Consider the following 17,630-nt stretch of genomic DNA (forward strand, 5'->3'; position numbering starts at 1 on the left):
AAACTCCGCTTTAGGGGGAATGGCAATACAAATCGGTAGGGTTACACTAACACCAAAACCCAATGTACCCACCAAGGAGAAGGTAACGTTCCCAAAACCATTCAAAAGTCAGCCTGGCGTTGTACTCACTCCAATAACATCGGTACCTGGTACTTTTATACTAGGGTGTGGTACGAGTAATAATACATTAAATGGATTTGATGCTTATGTCACAAGGAAAGATGATATAGAGACTATCTTGGTCTGGATCGCAATAGGGCAAATGTAACCAATACTCTATACAGGCCCGATAGCGGTCCAAGCAATTACAGTCTCTGTGGTTTCCGTTCTCGTTAAAATAACATCACATCCATCACTGGTGTTATTTAATGTACCTACGCCAAGCACCTTTTGACCTGGTACTCCTGAAACAGGGGTCAACAAGACTATCGCCTGCCCTTTAAAGGGTTTTGGAAAAGTCAAATGCTTTGTAGTAGGCGTATTTGCTTTAGGTGTAATGCTTATTCTTCCTACCTGGATTCCCATTTCCCCTAAAGCGGAGTTTAGTACATTTTCTACCGTGGTTTCTGTGCCGTCGCTCTTTTTGTGCTTTACCTGGGTACTATCTGTCTCAAAATGATAAGTGTCCCAATCCGTCCCATTGTTAATCTTAAACTGTGATTTTTTTGTTGTAGCCATATTCTATTCTCCTTTCAGACTTTGATCCACACTTCGCCCTTTGCTGGGCTGCTCGGTGCGGCAGTTGCTGCAGTTATCTTCGTTCCGTTACCATCTGTGATTTTTTGGTCTACCTGGGCCTTTGTGTATGTTCCAACGTCTGCAGCGGTCGGCTTATCACCAGCATGGTAGACCTTATATCCATTGTAGGTGAACTCCTTGCCAAATATCCTCATAGCCGCCTCCTATCCGGTCACCGTAACCCTGTACTTCCCTGCCGCAGGAGCTGTCGCGAACAGTAGTGTCACCACATTAACACCTGTCACCTGTATGTCGCACAATACGACATTATAGGGGCTTGCCTTCTCACGTACAGTAACAGTCACATCCTGGGTATTCAGATTGTGCGTGATAGCTGCTGAAGCGCTGGCCGGCACATCCGCACTGTACTTCTTCGGCCTGGCATTCCAAGCTGCTTTTTCCGTATCAGTTGTGAACCGATGTGTGGCATCCTGTGTTATCATACTGGCTGCATGGGTAGACGGGTGTGTGTATACCACCGTCTCAGTCCCATTGATCTTCACGTTTCCATTTGTGGTAGATTTCTCTGTTTTAGTGGCGTCTGTCCTGGCATGGGCGCTCTGACTATGGTCATACGCAATTTTTCCTCTGTCACCGCGATAGGCAGTGGATGCAGTTTCACCAAGGGCTATCGTATCGGAAATGACTACATATGCTGTGCCTGACCACCGGTATGTCTTGTTTGAGGGAATATCCACATATATTTTTCCGGTCTCCCCGGCAATTTCAGTGGTGTGCGCAGCCTCTTTATAAAACTTGCTGCTATAGTAATACCCTTCCAGAACGTCATCCACAAAGGACGGTAACTGTGCCGCCGGAACCTTTCCTGCACTGTCCAGTTCCGCCAGGCCATTGGCCGCACCTTTCAGTGAGGTGTTAAGCTTCAAGTTCAAAGCGGCCTGCTGTGCTGAAGAAACAGGCTTATTTGCATCCGATGTATTGTCCACGCTCCCCAGACCTACCTGGGCTTTCGTGACGCCGTGTGGATTTGATTTGTTTGCGATATGTGCTATCAGGTCCGTGACTGCCTTAGATATCTTACCAAATGCTACAGACAGCTTTTCTCCAGATGTCAGTTTTGCAAGGGCCGTAGCCTCAGTAAACGTAGGCGTTTGGTCATTGGTGGCAACGTTGGGCACATTTCCCAGACCAACATCAGATTTTGTGGTCCCGTGCGGGTTCGTTCCACTGCCAGGATGAACATATTTATTTGCGCCCTCTGCGATACCATCCAGTTTCTTTTTATCGGCTGCTGATTCCAGACCAGCAGCCGACTGTGTTGCAACTGGTAAAGGATCTGCCCCTCCAGATAAATGCTCCGAAGCATGCACCGGATACGGCTCTACATTTATCAGCTCCACGTATTCTGCAAGGACCGTATCACCTAATGACACACCCGTTTTAAGAGTAAATACTGTCTGGGATGTCTCAGTCACGATCTCATTGCTGACTTTAGCTCCATTCAAAAAGACAGCTAAGGCCCCTATTCCTGGGCGATATTTCCCACCGGTCAGGGTAAAAGCTGTCTGTCCTGCTGTCGCTGTGAACCGCTGCTGTTTTACGATGTAACTCGTAGGGTCATCATTCGCGTTTAGTGTTCCATCCGCCGCGATGCTCAGATTGTCCCCCACCTTGATACCACCTAATATCGTAGCGCTTGCCACAGGTGGCGTAAAAGTAGATGGTTTCCCGCTTACACCCGGCCAGGTAACACTGTCAGCAACAGCAGCACTTTTGGCTTTGGCATTGATCCCAAGATATACACTGTCGTGGTTATGTGCTGCCGGTGGGAACGTGGATGGTTTTTCAGTCACATTCACCCACGCGATCGTATCCTGCCCGCCAACCTGCAGCCAGGCATTGGCGGCGTTATCAAGCCAGATCTTTTTTGTATCCGTAGCGATGTATAATGCTTTGCTGCCGGAGGCTGTACCTTTATCAGCATCCGGCCCAACGGTTATCTTTGTGGGTGTAAATCCCAGCTTCTCCGCTATCTTTGCTTTTGTAAGCTCATTCAGTATCGTGGCCGCTGATTTATTTTCTACATTCCCCAAGCCAAGGTCCGCTTTTGTAGTCCCGTGTGGGTTTGTCCCACTGCCTGGATGGGTATAGACCACAGTCTCAGCACCATTGATCTTCACATTACCGTTAGTGGTTGACTTTTCAACCTTTGTTGCCCCTGTGGCAATACCATCAAGTTTTGTTTTCAAGGCTGACGTAAATATTTCACCCGTATAAGCATAAATGATATTCTTCCATGCCCCATTAACATACACATATACAACATGGTCTGTCGTATTGCAGTATATCTGCCCCTCTACAGGACTGGTTGGAGCGGTTGCAAGATTCTGTATCCGTGCATTCTGCAGCTCATTCTTGTTTAAATTTAGGTTTGTTAATAAATCCATGCTCTCCTCCTAATTTAGGTATGCAGTACCAGCAAATCCGGCCGTGAAGCTCACCGTCAGATTATTGCGGTCTATATACCGGATATCTCCCATGACCACGGAACCGGCGCTATCCACGATATCCACACTGGGAAACTTATTAAGGCTATGGGTGATCTGCCACACTGCCTGCGCCTGCATTTGCGTGTGCACATAGGTGATGCTCATACCGTCTTTTCCGTCCTGCCCATCTTTTCCGGCAGGCCCCTGAAGGTTTGTATACTTATAAGCACCTTCATCCTCTCGTTTAATCCCCAGTTTTGTGCCATCCCAGCGGTATTGTATGCTGTATCCCTGCGGCCCCTGTTTTCCCTCTGGTCCTGGTGTATTCTCGTTTCTTGCTGTATCCCCGCTGACTGCATTGACCTTCTCAATAATAGTCTTCGTTGCAGTGCCGAATGTCGGCTCCACAACATATCCGTCCGAATCGAGTGTTTCCATCACCTCCGTGATACGCTCATGGAGGAGCAGGGACCATTCTGCATCTTTCGTTGTGATCACATCCCCCAGATCCCACTTTCTTTGATACAGTGAAGCATCAGCTTCACAGGTATAGGAGGCAATCTTTTCGCATTCAGCCAGCTTTACTTTCCCTCGGTCCGGGAGATTCGCTTCATCCTCCACGTCCCTTGCATCTACAAACAGCTCATACCGGTCAAGCCCTGTCTTTTCGCTGCCGATCACCTTTATCACCCGGTTTACTCCGTCCCCCTGCCCACCAGTATAAGCACAGTTTTTGTATTCGCTACTGTCGCGGATATATTCCCGGTTTTGTATATTGTCATAATTGACATTAAATATCATCGGTGGTCTATCAGATTGGTTTACGGACCTGTCTATACCTTCCAGGACCTCAAACACGAACTGCTTATTCACCGGATCCAAGGATATGCAGACACCCATACCAGATGCACTGCATAACTCCTCCAGGCAGTCAGTGAGCACGTCGTACCTTGTCTGATAGGTCAGCCGGTCACCCCTGCCAGCACTCTGCTTTATTACAAGTTTGGGGATCTTCCTCTTGCTGTCCGTAGGGGAGACTGCATTTGTGTTTACAAGAGCTGTCATAATATCTTCGGCTGCAGACTTGCTAAACTCATGATGTGCCTTTCCTTTTGGAGGAACTGTAATCCGTTGTGTCAACATATGGAGTAGGGAAAAGCCCTTCAGTTCCACGGAACTGCCTTCTTCATCATCCACACCGATGTACTTTATGATTCCGGACTTTCTCCTGTCATTGTCCAGCATGATAATGTTCCCATCCCGGAAGAGCTTGTCATACATCACAGAGGAATGGATCTCGAAGTCCCCATAGCTTTTCCACTTGCTCACGTGGATCAGGGCCGTGTAGTCCGTAATCTCCCCGATAAAATTGATATCCGGATCAAAGAACCGGATATTTATCCGTTTATCCATATGGCTCCTGTCACCGCCCCTCCAGGCTCTGTAGCCTGTGCAAAAATGTTACGCCAGCCAGTGCCTTGCACATTTTTAAACCACGCCTGGAACTGCCGGTCATACTCTTCCACCATCTCTTTGTATCCGGCCAAATTCTTCGGCCGTATCTCGCCGCATACTGCTGTATTAAATCTCTCGTCAGTTATGGTTATCTGACCGGTCACAGGGACATCAATGCGATACAGGGATAGTTCATATCGTGATGCATCTCTTGTGAGTGCCGGCACTGTGGGTGTACTGCCGGCAGTACCTGCTTTGAGCACGGCCTGTATTGTTTTACTCTCATAATCAAGACGCAGAACAAGACGATAAATCACCTTATAACTGCTGTTACGGGTAAGCGGGATACTCTTATTACTGTCATTGTAGTAAAAAAAACCCTGCATAATAGCAAAACCGGGCGTTAAAATCACCGATTCGCCGCTTAGTGAGGCAGACAAAGTAAGGCTGCCGTTACTCCCTCTACTCAAGCCATCCTCATATATATTTTTGAAATACCGGTTGAACTCGTCCTGTCCGTACTCGTTATCTCCATTAAAAAAACCATAGCTTTCCATGTATTCCTCCTATACTCCCAGGTACCTTTTCTTATACCGGATGATGACACTCTGCGGATTCAGGTCGTTCTGGGTGCTGTATTCCAGCAGGTTATCCCCCAACCGCAGGGAAAAGAAGGTCGAGCCCAGGTCTATATAATCAAAGGCGTCCTCCCTGACACCGTTTCTTTCGATCTCCACAGTCTTGTTACGGAACGCGGTGTTGATGAACAGGGTATCATCACTGGTAAGTGTCCTGTTCACCTGTACATATTCCCCTGTAGTCAGGTTTGACACCCTGGGATTTTCTGCAGGGCCGTGGAACTCAACCTCTATAGGCGTCTCCACATGGCCGTCATTCACGATGTTCACTTCCGGATCTCCCCGGCGTTTCATATGAAAGGGCAGCTTAAATTTCCACTTCCACCCGTCCACCCACGTGCTGATTGCCTCCATAAGGTGATACGGCGTCTGAAAATCCGGATCCACACAGATAAGTTCTAAGAGACAGGAGATTGGCTCAAAAATATTCTGGTTCCCGAATCTCAGTTTCTGCACCTCGTACTCTATTGATCGCTCTGTCCCCATAAAATCAACTGTCAGGTCCCCGCTGCTGTATGGCGAAAAGAACCCTATCAGCCGCTGTCTCGTTTCCGGTATATCATCGTACCTAAGATATTCAAATTCAATGGATATCGGACGCTTGAGGATCTTCATCCGCTTTTTCCGCTCACCCGCATATCCAACATTCTCCTCTGTCAGCAGGTCATAATCCGTTGATTCTATTCCTTCATAGGCCACAACAGAAAAAGAGGAATCGTCCAGGACGAGTTCCTCTTCTCCTTTCCGGAATTTAAATATTATCTTTTCCATTATCCAAATGCCAGCTCCCTTCCTACTCTCCGCAGTTCTCTCGCTGTTTCTACCGGGGATTTGACCGGCTGGTATATATTTACTGTCTGCTCTACTTTCGATGGCTCCTGCAGCTCCGGTGCGGTTACAGAGGTCATGTATTTTTGTGCCAGGTGGTTGCCAGCGATCCTGTTCAGGTTGCTGTCAAAGTCACCCCGCATCTTGGCCAACATTGCACTGGGGTCAAACGTCAATTTATCAGATAACCGGTCAACGGCTTTTTCAACGCCCTTCGTATTCTCCCGTATCCCAACTTCAAGGCCTTTGTCATACCAACGGCCTATTGCGCGCATCACTCTGGACGGAGATGCTACTTTAAGGTTTCGCTGTGCGGCTGCTACCGCTTGATTTGCGACGTCTGCCGCCGCTGCGGCAACTCCGCCACCACCGGCTCTGATACCAGACGCAAAGCCTGCAGAGAATTGGACACCTATATCGTATCCACTGCCAGAATAGCCGCTTAGGCTGCTTAATGCACTGCTTCCCACCGCCCTGGCAGATGCGGATGCAGAACTGCTACCGGAATTGATACCAGAAGAAAATGAACTTGCAAACTGTGAACCCTGTGTCTTTCCTGCAGTGGACAGATTACACTCACTCAGCCCTCGTATACTGCTGGTCCCCAACGCTCTTGCAGCACTTACTGCTGACGATGTAAGCCCACGAATCCCGGCACAAAACATATTAACGGCAGATCGGGCCTGGGACTGGAAATTGCTGCCCAAATTCACACCCTTCAAAGCAGATGCAGACGAGCGCCCTAGATTTGATGTTGCTGATGATATAGTCCCCTGACTCCCTTGAATGGTACTATTCAGGGTATTTGTTGCGATAGTGGCTGTACCCAGGAATCCCGCAACGATACCCGAATTCTGTAGACCCGTTCCCGCAGCATTGCCTACGGCCGCTGCCGCACCACTGGCCTGGCCTGCTCCTGATAGCATACCATTTGCAAAATTGAATGATGCGCCATTTGCCTGTCCCGCAAATACGCCAGGCATGTTTGAGGCTGTAAGCCCGGCAATTGTTGAATAGCCAAAATTTGCACCGTAGGTACCTGCCTGTGCTGCCCCATTCATGAGAGTAAGATTTGCCGTATCTGTAGCCGCCTGCGCATTTGTGCCAAATACTGTAGGCATATTAGCTGAAGCAATACCCGCATTCGCCGCCGAACCTATGCTTGCAGAAGTTAACTGAACAGTGTCTTTCAGGCCATTTATTGCATCTATAAGAGCTTGCACCGCATTTGTACCTGTTTCAGAAGCTTCCGTTGTTGTATCGACTGAACTGGCTCCATTGTTCACCTCTTCGGTCACTTCAGTCATTGCTGCATTTACTGGCTCTTTTCCAGCGTCAGCTGATTCTGTCATTGCTTCTATAGATTCTTCAGTTTTTTCTGCAGGGACCGTAGTTGTGTCAACCCCGGATGCACCTTCTGGAATTTCTTCCATCAGGTCTGCACCAGCTTCATTTACCTCCGATTTGCCCTCGTTGATAGTTTGCACAGTTTCTTCAACAATTTCTTCAGCCTTTTCTCCTGCCGATTCCTTTGCCGTCTGGCCACCATCTAAGATTTTACCGGAAAGAATGTCCATCATGTCTTTTCCAGTACCTTCCAATGCTCCACTATCAACCAGGTATCCGCGGAAAGCGTCTAAAATTTCTTCAGATGTCATAACAGATGCATCTTTAAAGGCCGGGATTTCTCCACTCATCCCTTCCAGCATCTCTCCCATTGAGCGCTGCATCTGCTCTTTTCCTTCGCCGCCAAGTTCACCAACTGCCAATAAAGCTTGTAAAATAGAAGATCTCAAGCTCTTTGGTATTTCACCACCGGATTCTTCTATCTGCATAATAGCAAGATGAAATCCCTCAGTCATGGTAGTATAGTCTGTAGAACCGAGTGCCTGTTGAATGACTTCCTGGCTTACGGCTACTCCATCGGCTGCATTTCTTGCTTCTACAGGGATTTGAGAATACATATTCAGAGCTTCTTGTACACTTTCCGGTGTACCTTCCGCCAGCTTATTCATGACTGCATCTAACCCCTGTATCTCTGTGCCAGCATCGACTGCAGCTTTACTTGCTTCGGATAATTTTTCCCTGGTATTCTCTAAATTTGTCTGTGCTTTTTCAAAAGCCTCTTCGTCATGAGACTCGGTATATTCCTTAACCGCCTTTGAATACGCTTCTAATGCTTCATTATACCTTTTCTGAGCCTCATTCAGTTCTCCTTGTGCTTCCCCCTGTTTTTGTAGTGCTTCTGTGTACTGGCTAGATGTTGCCTCCTGCAAAGATTTCTGTTTAAGATTACGAACATATTCATCTATGGAGCTGTTTATATCTTTTAGAGATTGCTGAACCCCTTCATTATTCTGTATAAACCCTTCTGCTGTCAGTTCATAACCGGTCCCCATTGCATCATTTAATTGCCCCAAGATATAGCTTGCCATATCTTCGCAGCCTTCTCTTACATGACCGGTTTCATCAAAAGCCTCTTCAAGTTTTCCTCTCCATTTTTCAATGGGAGCACTTGACGCTTCTATAGATGAGCTGGTATTTGACATGGAGTCTTTTAAAGTATCTAAGTCATTCTGTGTCTTTTCAATGGAAGCTCCCAGTTCATCCATTTTTCTATTAAAAGCGTCTTGTTGTTCATCAGCCCTACCAGAAGTGACTATATAAGAAGCCAAACCACCTACAAGAAGAGCTATGGCACCTGCTATAAGTGTTGCCGGATTTGCGGCCATAATAGCATTTAGTGCGGCCGTTGCAATCTCCGCGCCTTTCATATTTCCTGTCAACTCTTTTACTACACCCACTATAGACGATATAGGTCCAGATACAGATTTAAAAGTCTTAAATGCAGTCACGACACTGACAACTTTCGGAATCACCGTATCCATGTTACCTCCGAGTGCGTTAAACAGTGCTCCTATTGGATTGAGAACTGACTGCGCAATGCTCATAAGGTTCTGTGTACCTGCCTTAAAGGTCCGCACTAGGGAACCCAGCGCTTTCTGTGCGGGTTCCTGCATTTCATTAGGCAGGAGTTTCACCAACCCGTCACACAATGATTTTATTATATCATTTGCAGCAACTTTTAATTGTTCTTTATTATTCCCTATCCCCTTTATAAAGGATTTTACGACGGATACAGACGCATCTATCATTTTGGGTGCAGACTGTGCCACCTTTGATGCAAGCCCGGCGAGAATACCTCCAGCCTCTTCTACAGCCGCCTCAAATCCTCCCTGCTTAAAGGCATCCGTCAGCCTGTTGACGTCCTCTATTGCACAATCAGCAGCATTTTTAAGCGGCTCCTGCATACCCTCATAAACCTCAAGCCCCAAGCCTTCCAGCGATGATTTAAGGATTGTAATACTCCCCTGCAGATTATCCAGCATAGTCTCTGCCATACGCCCAGATGCACCATCACAGTTTTCAATGGCATTTTGAAGCTTTTTATACTCTTCAGGAGACGCGCCAACAATAGCCAACAGCCCGGACATGGCCTCCTGGCCGCCTAAAGCTGCTGCTGCCGCGGCCTTCTCATCATCACTCAAACCGGAAAATCCCTCTCGTAATTCCTGCATAATGGTATCCAGGGACTTCATATTCCCCTCCGAATCCGTAAGGGAAATACCCAAGGTATCCATTGCCCCCTGCACTTCCTTTGTAGGCTTGGCGAGTCTAGTTATGATACCTCTCAGGGATACACCAGCCTGGCTAGCCTTAATACCCTTGTTTGCCATCAGGCCTATCGCCAGGGCAGTATCCTCTGCAGAATATCCCATAGCTCCGGCCACAGATGCAGTATGCTTAAATGTCTCGCCCATCATAGCAGCATTAGTATCCGCATTACTAGAAGCAGCCGCAAGGATATCCGCAAAATGGCCACTATCACTGGCTTGCAGACCGAAGGCACTCAAAGCATCTGTCACGATATCCGATGTGGTTGCAAGGTCTTCTCCAGATACTGCGGCGAGGTTCATAATACCTTCAACACCCGACAGCATCTCTTCTGTCTCCCAACCCGCCGCAGCCATATAGTACATTGCTTCTGCCGCCTCAGAGGCGGAGAACTTTGTCTTTCCGCCCATCTCTTTGGCTTTTTCTGACAGCCTTGCAATATCAGAAGCGGCAGCACCCGAAACAGCCACAACTGTGGACATAGCCGCCTCAAAATCGGATCCCACTTTTATTGCAGATCCGCCCGCTGTGGTCAAAGTCCTCCCTATACCCGCTAAAGCCGTAGCAGCCATTGCTGCAGAATGCTTCGCTGCGGAACCAATTTTAGCAAATGCACTTGATACCGCTTCTGCTGCAGTATTACTTTGCTGACTAACAATACTTGTCAGTTTTTTGAAGTCTTTTAGTGCACCGGCATTATCAATACTTGTATCAATTGTAATCTTGCCATCAGCCAATTAATCCACCTGCCTTTTCTGGCTGTTATGTAAACGGGTCCCTTCCTTCCAGGAGTGCCTGTACAATCACTTCGTCCTCTCGTGTACGTTTTTCCTGTATACGAAAATATCTCTGCAGAGCAGTGTAAGCTTTCTTCTGCTCCTTGGATAGATTCTTATTTTTGGTATCAATTGTCCGATATTCTATAACTTTAGATAATCGACACAAAGAAGAAATATCCTCCAACATCCAGTTAAATTTCCACCAATGCAAATATGAAATGTCATATAAATCAATTTTGTATGTCTGGAGGAATGCAGTATAAATCAATGCAGCATCTTTCCTAAAATCCATAGGTATTGCATTATTTAATCCCAACGAAGCCCTTGGCAGCGTGTTTTTCTGTTCACTTTCGCCCCGTTGTACGAACCAGCCAACTGCATCCACAACCATATCCACACTTATGTCTGCTTTTTGCAGTATATCATCACCCAAAAGCATGCTGATCGCCTTTAAAACCATACTTCCGTCATCCTGTCCCCTGATTAGCTCGTCATACCGGAGGATATCCCGAAAATCAGTCTTGATTGCATACAATTCTCCTACAATCTCCACTGATGTGGGGAGATGCTCTGTCAGTTTCAATCTATATCAACAACCTTCCTCTGCACATTCATATCTGCATTTCTTTTGTCGGATTTTTCCTGCACTGCATCCAATGCAGTTACAAGGGCTGCATTAGCTTTATTTTGTTCTTGCATCTGGCGTTTGTATTCCTCTACCAGTTCTCTAAATGCATTTGTGCAAATTTTTAAAGAATCTTTTTTTCCGCATATTTTTTCTCCTACACCGGCACCAAAGATGTCATCATAACAAGTTTTTACGGATTTACAGAGACCTCGATACTGTTCTGGTAATTCCATTTCCGCATTATTCGCGCTGGCTCTTGCTGATACTGCTTTTGTAGCCTCAAGATATTTTTTAAGTGTGTCCGCATCCGTTGCATCAAAGTTCAATTCGTCAAAATTAACGTACATGTTATTTTCCTCCATAAAAAGAGCCAGGGCTATTCAGCCCCAGCCTCTTACTAAACAGTTTTTACACCCATCTTCTTCACGGCCATTTTGGTCGGTGCTGCGGCTGCCGTTATTACCGGAGCACCCATTAATTTCCCGCCGGCGCAGATACTGCCACATCAAACTTTAAGGCAATTGTATCATCCTTTGTAAAGGCTTTTGTTTCAACATCAAAGGTCCCATATTCCCAATCTGTCTTTCCCAAAAGACTACCGGACCCTACCATTGTTCCATCATTATCCGAATTGGAATCCGGAGATATTGTTACTCTCCTTTTTCTTGCCGGATATCCCTTACTTGCCTCTTTCACCATATACAGAGATACAACTACAAGGTCCGTCTCCGCCTCAGAGCCCACTTTCTCCTTCTTGGCTACCGAATCAATCATTTTCACTGCCTTCTCTGACGGAATATTTTCATACTCATATCCGATAGAGTATCCATATCCTGTGATACTCTGAGAAGTTGATTTCTGATTAATGTAACGACTTTCTTTTGTTTTCGTGTCAAAACTTTCATCCGCCTTTGTAACCCCTGTGCCGAACAACTCAAATACATTAGCTCCTGCTGCTCCAACATTGATATACAGGGCTTCCTGGTATCTCTGTACCGCTTCGGTATCTGCAAATCTCTGCAAGTTTAATCTTTCCATATACTTATCCTACCTTTCTTTTTTGATAATATTGTAATTCACACTGTATCTGGTACTGGGCATAGGTTGCCTCAGTATCGTTGATGTATCCATGCGTATTGGCCTTTATGGACCTTACCGTCTGTCCCTCACTTAAAACAGGGAGCTGTTTAGTCCGAGTGCACGCTTCCAGCCAATCCGCAAAATTCTCATAAAACTGACTGGTATCCAGGTTCTCCTCTGCCCCATATATGTTCCTTGAGCACAGATAGAATGTCACTCTGCGTATGCTGTCTCCATTGATGCATCTTTTTACAATCGGGTCAGATGGAATACTTTCAATGCTGTATGACGGCTCTGACTCCAGTTTATCCACATTAACCTGCGGAAACATAGTATCCAGCTCATCTATAGATGGGCAAGTCGCTATAAAATCTCTGATTGATTCAATTACACTCATCTTGTTACCCTGCAATCGCAGAACTGTGCAACACTGTCAACGATTTCCTTTCCTCTGTCACGCCACATTTTAATATGCCACAAGCTTTTTGCCTTGTTTTCGTAGAATTGACGTCTTGCATACAGAGTATTCCAGGATACGCCATTATGATCTACCTTTACGCTATTCTGAAAGTTTCCATTTTGACTTGAAATGTAAGAAAGACATTTATCAGCAATATTCTTCGATAAAAAGAGCTGTGCCTGTCCGTTAACTCCCATCTTACGCTTGCCCAGTATTTTATCAGCAGGGTCTATCCTTAGTACAAATCCTGACTGTCCCATTATCTACAACCTCCAAATCTTATGTGAGGGATTCCACCTTTCCTGTTATCCCCATAGTTGTCCACGCAGCCGTATGGACGGAGTGTTTTCTGCAGGTCACTGATCCCTTTTATTCGCAAATTATGCTCACCTAAAATAAACAAATCTCCCTTGTCCACTGTCCATGCAGTCATTTTCGTATTATATGACAGCTTCATATATTCATCCGGTGGGACATACCCCTCCAGGTATACTTCCGGTATGCGGATTTTATAGACATCTGCATATTTTAACCCGCCACCCTCCTTATCACTTATTATCACCTTATTTTCACAATAATAGTGACAGGAGGATACATGGCCCCAATATTCTACCTTCTTAGTGTCGGGGTTGATTCTCCGATTGTAAATGGTCACCTTTGCATTAATAATCATGAAACACCCCCGGATACAAAAGCGCAGTATCCTCCAAATAAAGACGCGCCTCAGAATAGCATTTCTGGTATAGAGTATCCTCCTCTGTCTGCTCTGTTGGAGTATCCGCATATGTCACGGATTCCCCATCTGTATTGATACCTTTAGCTAAACGACCGCCGGTTGCCTCTCTCATTTTAAAATTCTCTGCTTGTATTTCCGTCACAGCACATATAGCCGCCTTCACAGCTTCCAGGTCATTCGTACATAATTCCATTTCATGGATACGGCCATAAGTCATCTTATTTATTAAAAGTTCTCCTTTCTTGGCAAACCTGTTGAATCTGGCTTCATCCAGTACATCTCCCTTAAAAATTTCTGTATAATACTGATAGTCTACATTTATCCGTAACACACATTCACCTCTATTCCGCCACTGTTAAACTTGTAATACCTGCACCAATGCAGCGATTGTTTAAATCCACCTCAACAACAACTATTTTTTGACCTGCTGCCGCTGTAATATCTGCTGTCCCATTCCATGCAGTATATCCGCTCTTACACTCCTGGCCTGTGTTTGGCAGAGTGGGGTTTGCTGCCACTTTATATTTGTAGCTATTGCCGCTTGACAGCGCCGGCTCTACCGTTATTTTAGTAGAACCGCTCGTGTTACCTGCTACTGAAGTAACCGTCAATCTTGTCAAGCTCCGTGTTTTTTTATCACAGCATAATCTGCATCACCAAGACGGTATCCCGTACAAATCTCCACCTGTGCTAAAGTTCCATTAAAGTTCTCTGAATCTTTCAGCCGTGCCATTGACAACAGGTCAACAATATGCAGACCTCTCCAATCATACATAATGTAATCAACTTTGGTAAGGTCAACTGTCTTCAGTGTACCAGTAAAATCATAGTATTTAGCCTCATTTGCTAAGTCCATCATATTACACTCCACCCACAGCATACCAAGCCAATATCCCATCTGGCCAGTCCTTACAATCTCATCATTGATTACCGGAGTGAACTTATCCCCTGCCTGTTCAAGCATTGTGCTATAGGTCTCGACTGACGCAAGTACCACATTCGCAGATGCTTTCTGCTTACGAACGTACTTCCTGCCGGCAATAATTTTGGAGATTATATTTGTATTTGTAATTGCTTCAGTATCCTCCAACACAGTCCCTTCATTTACCAGGCATGCAAGACCGGACATCTGCCATCCTTCACGGCATACCTGCACAGACTGGGAAAGATGTGCATCTGCCATATCATACGGCACCGCATCTGCCTGAACATTGTAAATTTTTGTAGATTCCTGCTGCAGGTTATTTAAAAGCAGTGGGATCAGGTCATTATCTGCATTTCCGTGCTCGAAATCGGAAGCCGGACTTTTTGGTGCTTTCGCAGCCTTAGCCGCTAATTTGAAAATCTTTACTGCTCCTGCACCTTCCGCATCACCCTGATACTGGTCACTATAAGTCAATCCTGGCTGAAAAACCGCATCAAAATAAAAATTAGGTGCTACAATTGGACTATATTTCTCATTAACGTTATATCCACCATATTCCATATGTCATATCTCCTTTACTACTTATAATATTTGTTTTTATTATACTTCTGTTGTCTGTATGCTTCTTCCGAAGATACTGTCGCCGGTTTGAACGTTCCTGATGTTCCTCTCACCCAAGTACTTTTTTTCAGAGGCACTTCCTTTTGCTCAGCTTCAAAGTCATCCGGATACTGTTTCTTTACCTTCTTCATGTATTCATCCGCACCTACAAAAGTGCCGTCCTTAAACTCAAGATTCTGGGACATAAATTCCGAAAAGATGCTTTTTCTCGCAAGAGGGGACTTGATTTTCTGACTATCTAGGTACTTCTCGGCCGCGAAGCTCCTCTTCTGGGTCTCAATCAGTTGTGTCAACGCCGCTGTGTCAGTATCGTATTTCTGCTTCCACTCATCCGCTGATTTTTTAATGCCCTCTATATCCATACCTTTATAAGATTCAATAGCAGCATTGGCATCTGTAAGCTGTTTTTTATAGCCATCTGCTTCTGTTTTCAGGTTTGCATATTTCTCTTTGCCAACGTAAGCTCCCTCTGACAAGTCAACAAATTTTACGGGGTTTTCTTTCCTACTGTCTGCATCATTCACCTCCGTAATTCTCGCATCTACCTGGGCATAAAGCTCTTCTCCTAATAGTTCCTTTAAATCCATACTCTTCCTTTCCGCCTGCGTTTTTATATCCGGTGTCTTCCGGGGGCTATACAGTTTAAATGACTTGTCGGTCAATTTCCGAGACATTTTAAACGTCTTAACCGGTATTGGACAATAAAAAGCACCCAGGTCTCCCTACGCGCTTATTTTCCATATTTGATTTGCACACCTGGATACTCCCTCTCTATGGCACATATGCCGAGGAAAAAGGAATCAATCAGTATCCTGCCTATCTCTGAAAGGTTATTCCAGATAATGGCTGTATATCCCTGTCGTTCTTCTGCATATACCCCATCAGACGATAGGGCCTCCAAGGATCGTATAAGGTTATATGTGAGAATTGATACCGCAGCACATACGATATCCCGGCCTTGTTTATCATATCCTGCATGGCCGCTGATATCTACTCCGGTACGTCCTATAGTTACTATAATCAAACAACATCACCTCTCCTAAATGGCCCCCAAATAACACTTTCCCATATTAAATGATTCTATTAATATCACAACACATAGTATGTCGTATATGATATTTACCCCGTTTTTATTAACCCTGCTAACCAGATCAGACATAATACTCTCCTAGAGCCTGTTAAATATTTTTCTTATCTAAGGATAGTTTCCCATTTCCTTCGGCTTCATCTATTATATGACCCTGATCCACTTTCAGAAACTGTATCTTTTCAAGTGCCTCTTTTGCCTGCTCCTCAGTCTCTCCAAAACGCTTCATCCTGAATTCTACAGGACCAATGATCCCGGCAGCCAGGTCGGCTCTGAGTTGCTCCAGCTCATACTTTTTATCTACTATCAAGGAATCATCCCAGTCACAGGACACCTCGACTTTGCCGGGCGGTGCAAGATTCCCCCAGTCTATCCAAACCTCTATAGACCTGACAAGTGAGCGGATGGCCTCCTCTGTACTATTCTGGATATCCTTTACCGTGGAATATGACCTCTGTCTGCTCGCCTTGATTTCCTCCGCAGTCTTCTCCACACTCTGCGGATCGGAAAGGGTCCCGTATGCCAAACCACAGTTAAACTCTACCTTCTGAATAATCCGGTTATACCCATTAAAAAAGCTCTGGTCCCGGATATCGGGGGAGTAAACATTGAATAGAGGTTTACCTGTTGCAGGGTCCGTAATCCCATTCCCCATTGGATAATATAAGCGTTCCTGTCCTTTTGGAAGGAGCACATCGCCTTGCCGATTCTTTTTAAAGTATTCATTTGACGCCTGAATTGCTGTCTCTTTCGATTTGTATTCCCATAGTGTTGCCCCGTATACCTCATCCGCATCCTGTATCTGCCTCTCGGATCTAGAATAAACAGCAACACCTAACGGAGAATCCGGGTCTATGTTATTTGCCATAGGGATTTTGAGGTATGAAAACAGTGTACAGTCTGCATTATGAAATTCCTCATATGGAGAAATGTCCGCCCATTCGTCTATATCCTCTAACCTTATCTCCATGCCAAGCTGTACAATTTCATCGGTTTTGATAATAGCCTTTGTGCTCACAAAAGCCCGATTTACTATGATGTATCTCCCCCTCTGTAAGCTATGGTATTCAAGTCTTGTATACAATTTTTTGCCTTTACGTCTGAATTCCGGAAAGATTGCTCCTGTCATTGACCCAGCTGAATCAAATTCTGTTGGATAACAGTTACCAGCTCTAACCACATCCACGGCAACTGTATTTCCAGTGGGGTATGGCTTAAAACAAATTCCCCCTGTAGCGCCGGCAAATTCCACATATTTGCGAAGATTCCCTTTAAATCCCTCAAGCAGCCTATTGATAAACGCTGCCCTTGTACTGCCGCTGACTTCTATCTTTACCTCATTTGTAACAAGGCGGGCGTACTCAGAGCTGATTGCCGCAGGAAGATTTAACCCTCTTACATCCTTACTAAGCCAAGGTGGTTTATTGCGGTACATACGCTGCCAGCGATATATTGCCTCTGCCATCTCCGGGGATACCGCTATGTCTACACCCAAGGCTTTCTTAATGCCTTCGTACTGTATCAATGCTA

Annotated in this window: 20 protein-coding genes; 1 reads left to right on the forward strand and 19 read right to left on the reverse strand. The window is 45.5% G+C overall.

Features of this window, described 5'->3' with window-relative positions:
- The coding region (locus C6P39_RS27725; RefSeq protein WP_242986827.1) for a hypothetical protein at positions 1-268 on the forward strand (268 nt) is incomplete at its 5' end.
- 8 nt (positions 269-276) lie between these two features.
- On the opposite strand, the gene C6P39_RS27795 is transcribed toward C6P39_RS27725, so the two are convergent.
- The 19 genes from C6P39_RS27795 to C6P39_RS00100 all read right to left on the reverse strand — a co-directional run bounded on the left by C6P39_RS27795 (position 277) and on the right by C6P39_RS00100 (position 17,625).
- Positions 277-678, reverse strand: a complete 402-nt coding sequence (locus tag C6P39_RS27795; RefSeq protein WP_242986829.1) for a hypothetical protein — start codon at positions 676-678, stop codon at positions 277-279.
- A gap of 14 nt (positions 679-692) precedes the next feature.
- Complete coding sequence (locus C6P39_RS00015; protein ID WP_104802339.1) at positions 693-893, reverse strand: hypothetical protein; 201 nt, start codon at positions 891-893, stop codon at positions 693-695.
- 9 nt (positions 894-902) lie between these two features.
- Positions 903-3,146, reverse strand: a complete 2,244-nt coding sequence (locus tag C6P39_RS00020) for a hypothetical protein (RefSeq protein WP_104802340.1) — start codon at positions 3,144-3,146, stop codon at positions 903-905.
- Between the two features lie 9 nt (positions 3,147-3,155).
- A complete protein-coding gene (locus C6P39_RS00025; RefSeq protein WP_104802341.1) occupies positions 3,156-4,601 on the reverse strand; it encodes a siphovirus ReqiPepy6 Gp37-like family protein in 1,446 nt (481 codons plus the stop codon).
- Positions 4,586-5,200 (reverse strand): hypothetical protein, encoded by a 615-nt coding sequence (locus C6P39_RS00030; RefSeq protein WP_104802342.1) that lies wholly within the window; start codon positions 5,198-5,200, stop codon positions 4,586-4,588. Before C6P39_RS00030 ends, C6P39_RS00025 begins: the two co-directional genes overlap by 16 nt.
- Positions 5,201-5,209: 9 nt before the next feature.
- On the reverse strand, positions 5,210-6,052 hold the full coding sequence (locus C6P39_RS00035; RefSeq protein ID WP_104802343.1) for a phage distal tail protein: 843 nt from the start codon (positions 6,050-6,052) through the stop codon (positions 5,210-5,212).
- The gene (locus C6P39_RS00040; RefSeq protein ID WP_242986831.1) at positions 6,052-10,521 is read right to left on the reverse strand and encodes a phage tail tape measure protein; all 4,470 of its coding nucleotides are present in this window, start codon (positions 10,519-10,521) and stop codon (positions 6,052-6,054) included. The genes C6P39_RS00035 and C6P39_RS00040 overlap by 1 nt, the downstream gene beginning before the upstream one ends.
- A 25-nt stretch (positions 10,522-10,546) precedes the next feature.
- Entirely contained in the window at positions 10,547-11,146 is a 600-nt protein-coding gene (locus C6P39_RS00045) for a Gp15 family bacteriophage protein (protein WP_104802344.1), read from the reverse strand.
- The gene (locus C6P39_RS00050; protein WP_104802345.1) at positions 11,143-11,538 is read right to left on the reverse strand and encodes a DUF6673 family protein; all 396 of its coding nucleotides are present in this window, start codon (positions 11,536-11,538) and stop codon (positions 11,143-11,145) included. The genes C6P39_RS00045 and C6P39_RS00050 overlap by 4 nt, the downstream gene beginning before the upstream one ends.
- A 127-nt stretch (positions 11,539-11,665) precedes the next feature.
- The gene (locus C6P39_RS00055; RefSeq protein ID WP_104802346.1) at positions 11,666-12,229 is read right to left on the reverse strand and encodes a hypothetical protein; all 564 of its coding nucleotides are present in this window, start codon (positions 12,227-12,229) and stop codon (positions 11,666-11,668) included.
- Positions 12,230-12,233: 4 nt separating this feature from the next.
- Entirely contained in the window at positions 12,234-12,668 is a 435-nt protein-coding gene (locus tag C6P39_RS00060; RefSeq protein WP_104802347.1) for a hypothetical protein, read from the reverse strand.
- Positions 12,665-12,991, reverse strand: a complete 327-nt coding sequence (locus tag C6P39_RS00065; protein ID WP_104802348.1) for a minor capsid protein — start codon at positions 12,989-12,991, stop codon at positions 12,665-12,667. The genes C6P39_RS00060 and C6P39_RS00065 overlap by 4 nt, the downstream gene beginning before the upstream one ends.
- On the reverse strand, positions 12,991-13,404 hold the full coding sequence (locus tag C6P39_RS00070) for a DUF6751 family protein (protein ID WP_104802349.1): 414 nt from the start codon (positions 13,402-13,404) through the stop codon (positions 12,991-12,993). Before C6P39_RS00070 ends, C6P39_RS00065 begins: the two co-directional genes overlap by 1 nt.
- On the reverse strand, positions 13,394-13,798 hold the full coding sequence (locus C6P39_RS00075) for a head-tail connector protein (protein WP_104802350.1): 405 nt from the start codon (positions 13,796-13,798) through the stop codon (positions 13,394-13,396). Before C6P39_RS00075 ends, C6P39_RS00070 begins: the two co-directional genes overlap by 11 nt.
- Positions 13,799-13,808: 10 nt before the next feature.
- Positions 13,809-14,078, reverse strand: coding sequence for a hypothetical protein (locus C6P39_RS00080; RefSeq protein WP_104802351.1), 270 nt, complete (start codon positions 14,076-14,078; stop codon positions 13,809-13,811).
- Positions 14,079-14,083: 5 nt separating this feature from the next.
- Positions 14,084-14,953 (reverse strand): hypothetical protein, encoded by an 870-nt coding sequence (locus C6P39_RS00085; protein ID WP_104802352.1) that lies wholly within the window; start codon positions 14,951-14,953, stop codon positions 14,084-14,086.
- A gap of 17 nt (positions 14,954-14,970) precedes the next feature.
- On the reverse strand, positions 14,971-15,600 hold the full coding sequence (locus C6P39_RS00090; RefSeq protein ID WP_158661409.1) for a phage scaffolding protein: 630 nt from the start codon (positions 15,598-15,600) through the stop codon (positions 14,971-14,973).
- Positions 15,601-15,743: 143 nt separating this feature from the next.
- Positions 15,744-16,037: a ribosomal-processing cysteine protease Prp gene (locus C6P39_RS00095; RefSeq protein ID WP_242986833.1), complete on the reverse strand. Its 294-nt coding sequence runs from the start codon at positions 16,035-16,037 to the stop codon at positions 15,744-15,746.
- A gap of 154 nt (positions 16,038-16,191) precedes the next feature.
- On the reverse strand, positions 16,192-17,625 hold the full coding sequence (locus C6P39_RS00100) for a phage portal protein (RefSeq protein ID WP_104802354.1): 1,434 nt from the start codon (positions 17,623-17,625) through the stop codon (positions 16,192-16,194).
- Positions 17,626-17,630: the final 5 nt, after the last annotated feature.

This window comes from Blautia marasmi (genome assembly GCF_900258535.1).
GTDB lineage: Bacteria > Bacillota > Clostridia > Lachnospirales > Lachnospiraceae > Blautia > Blautia hominis.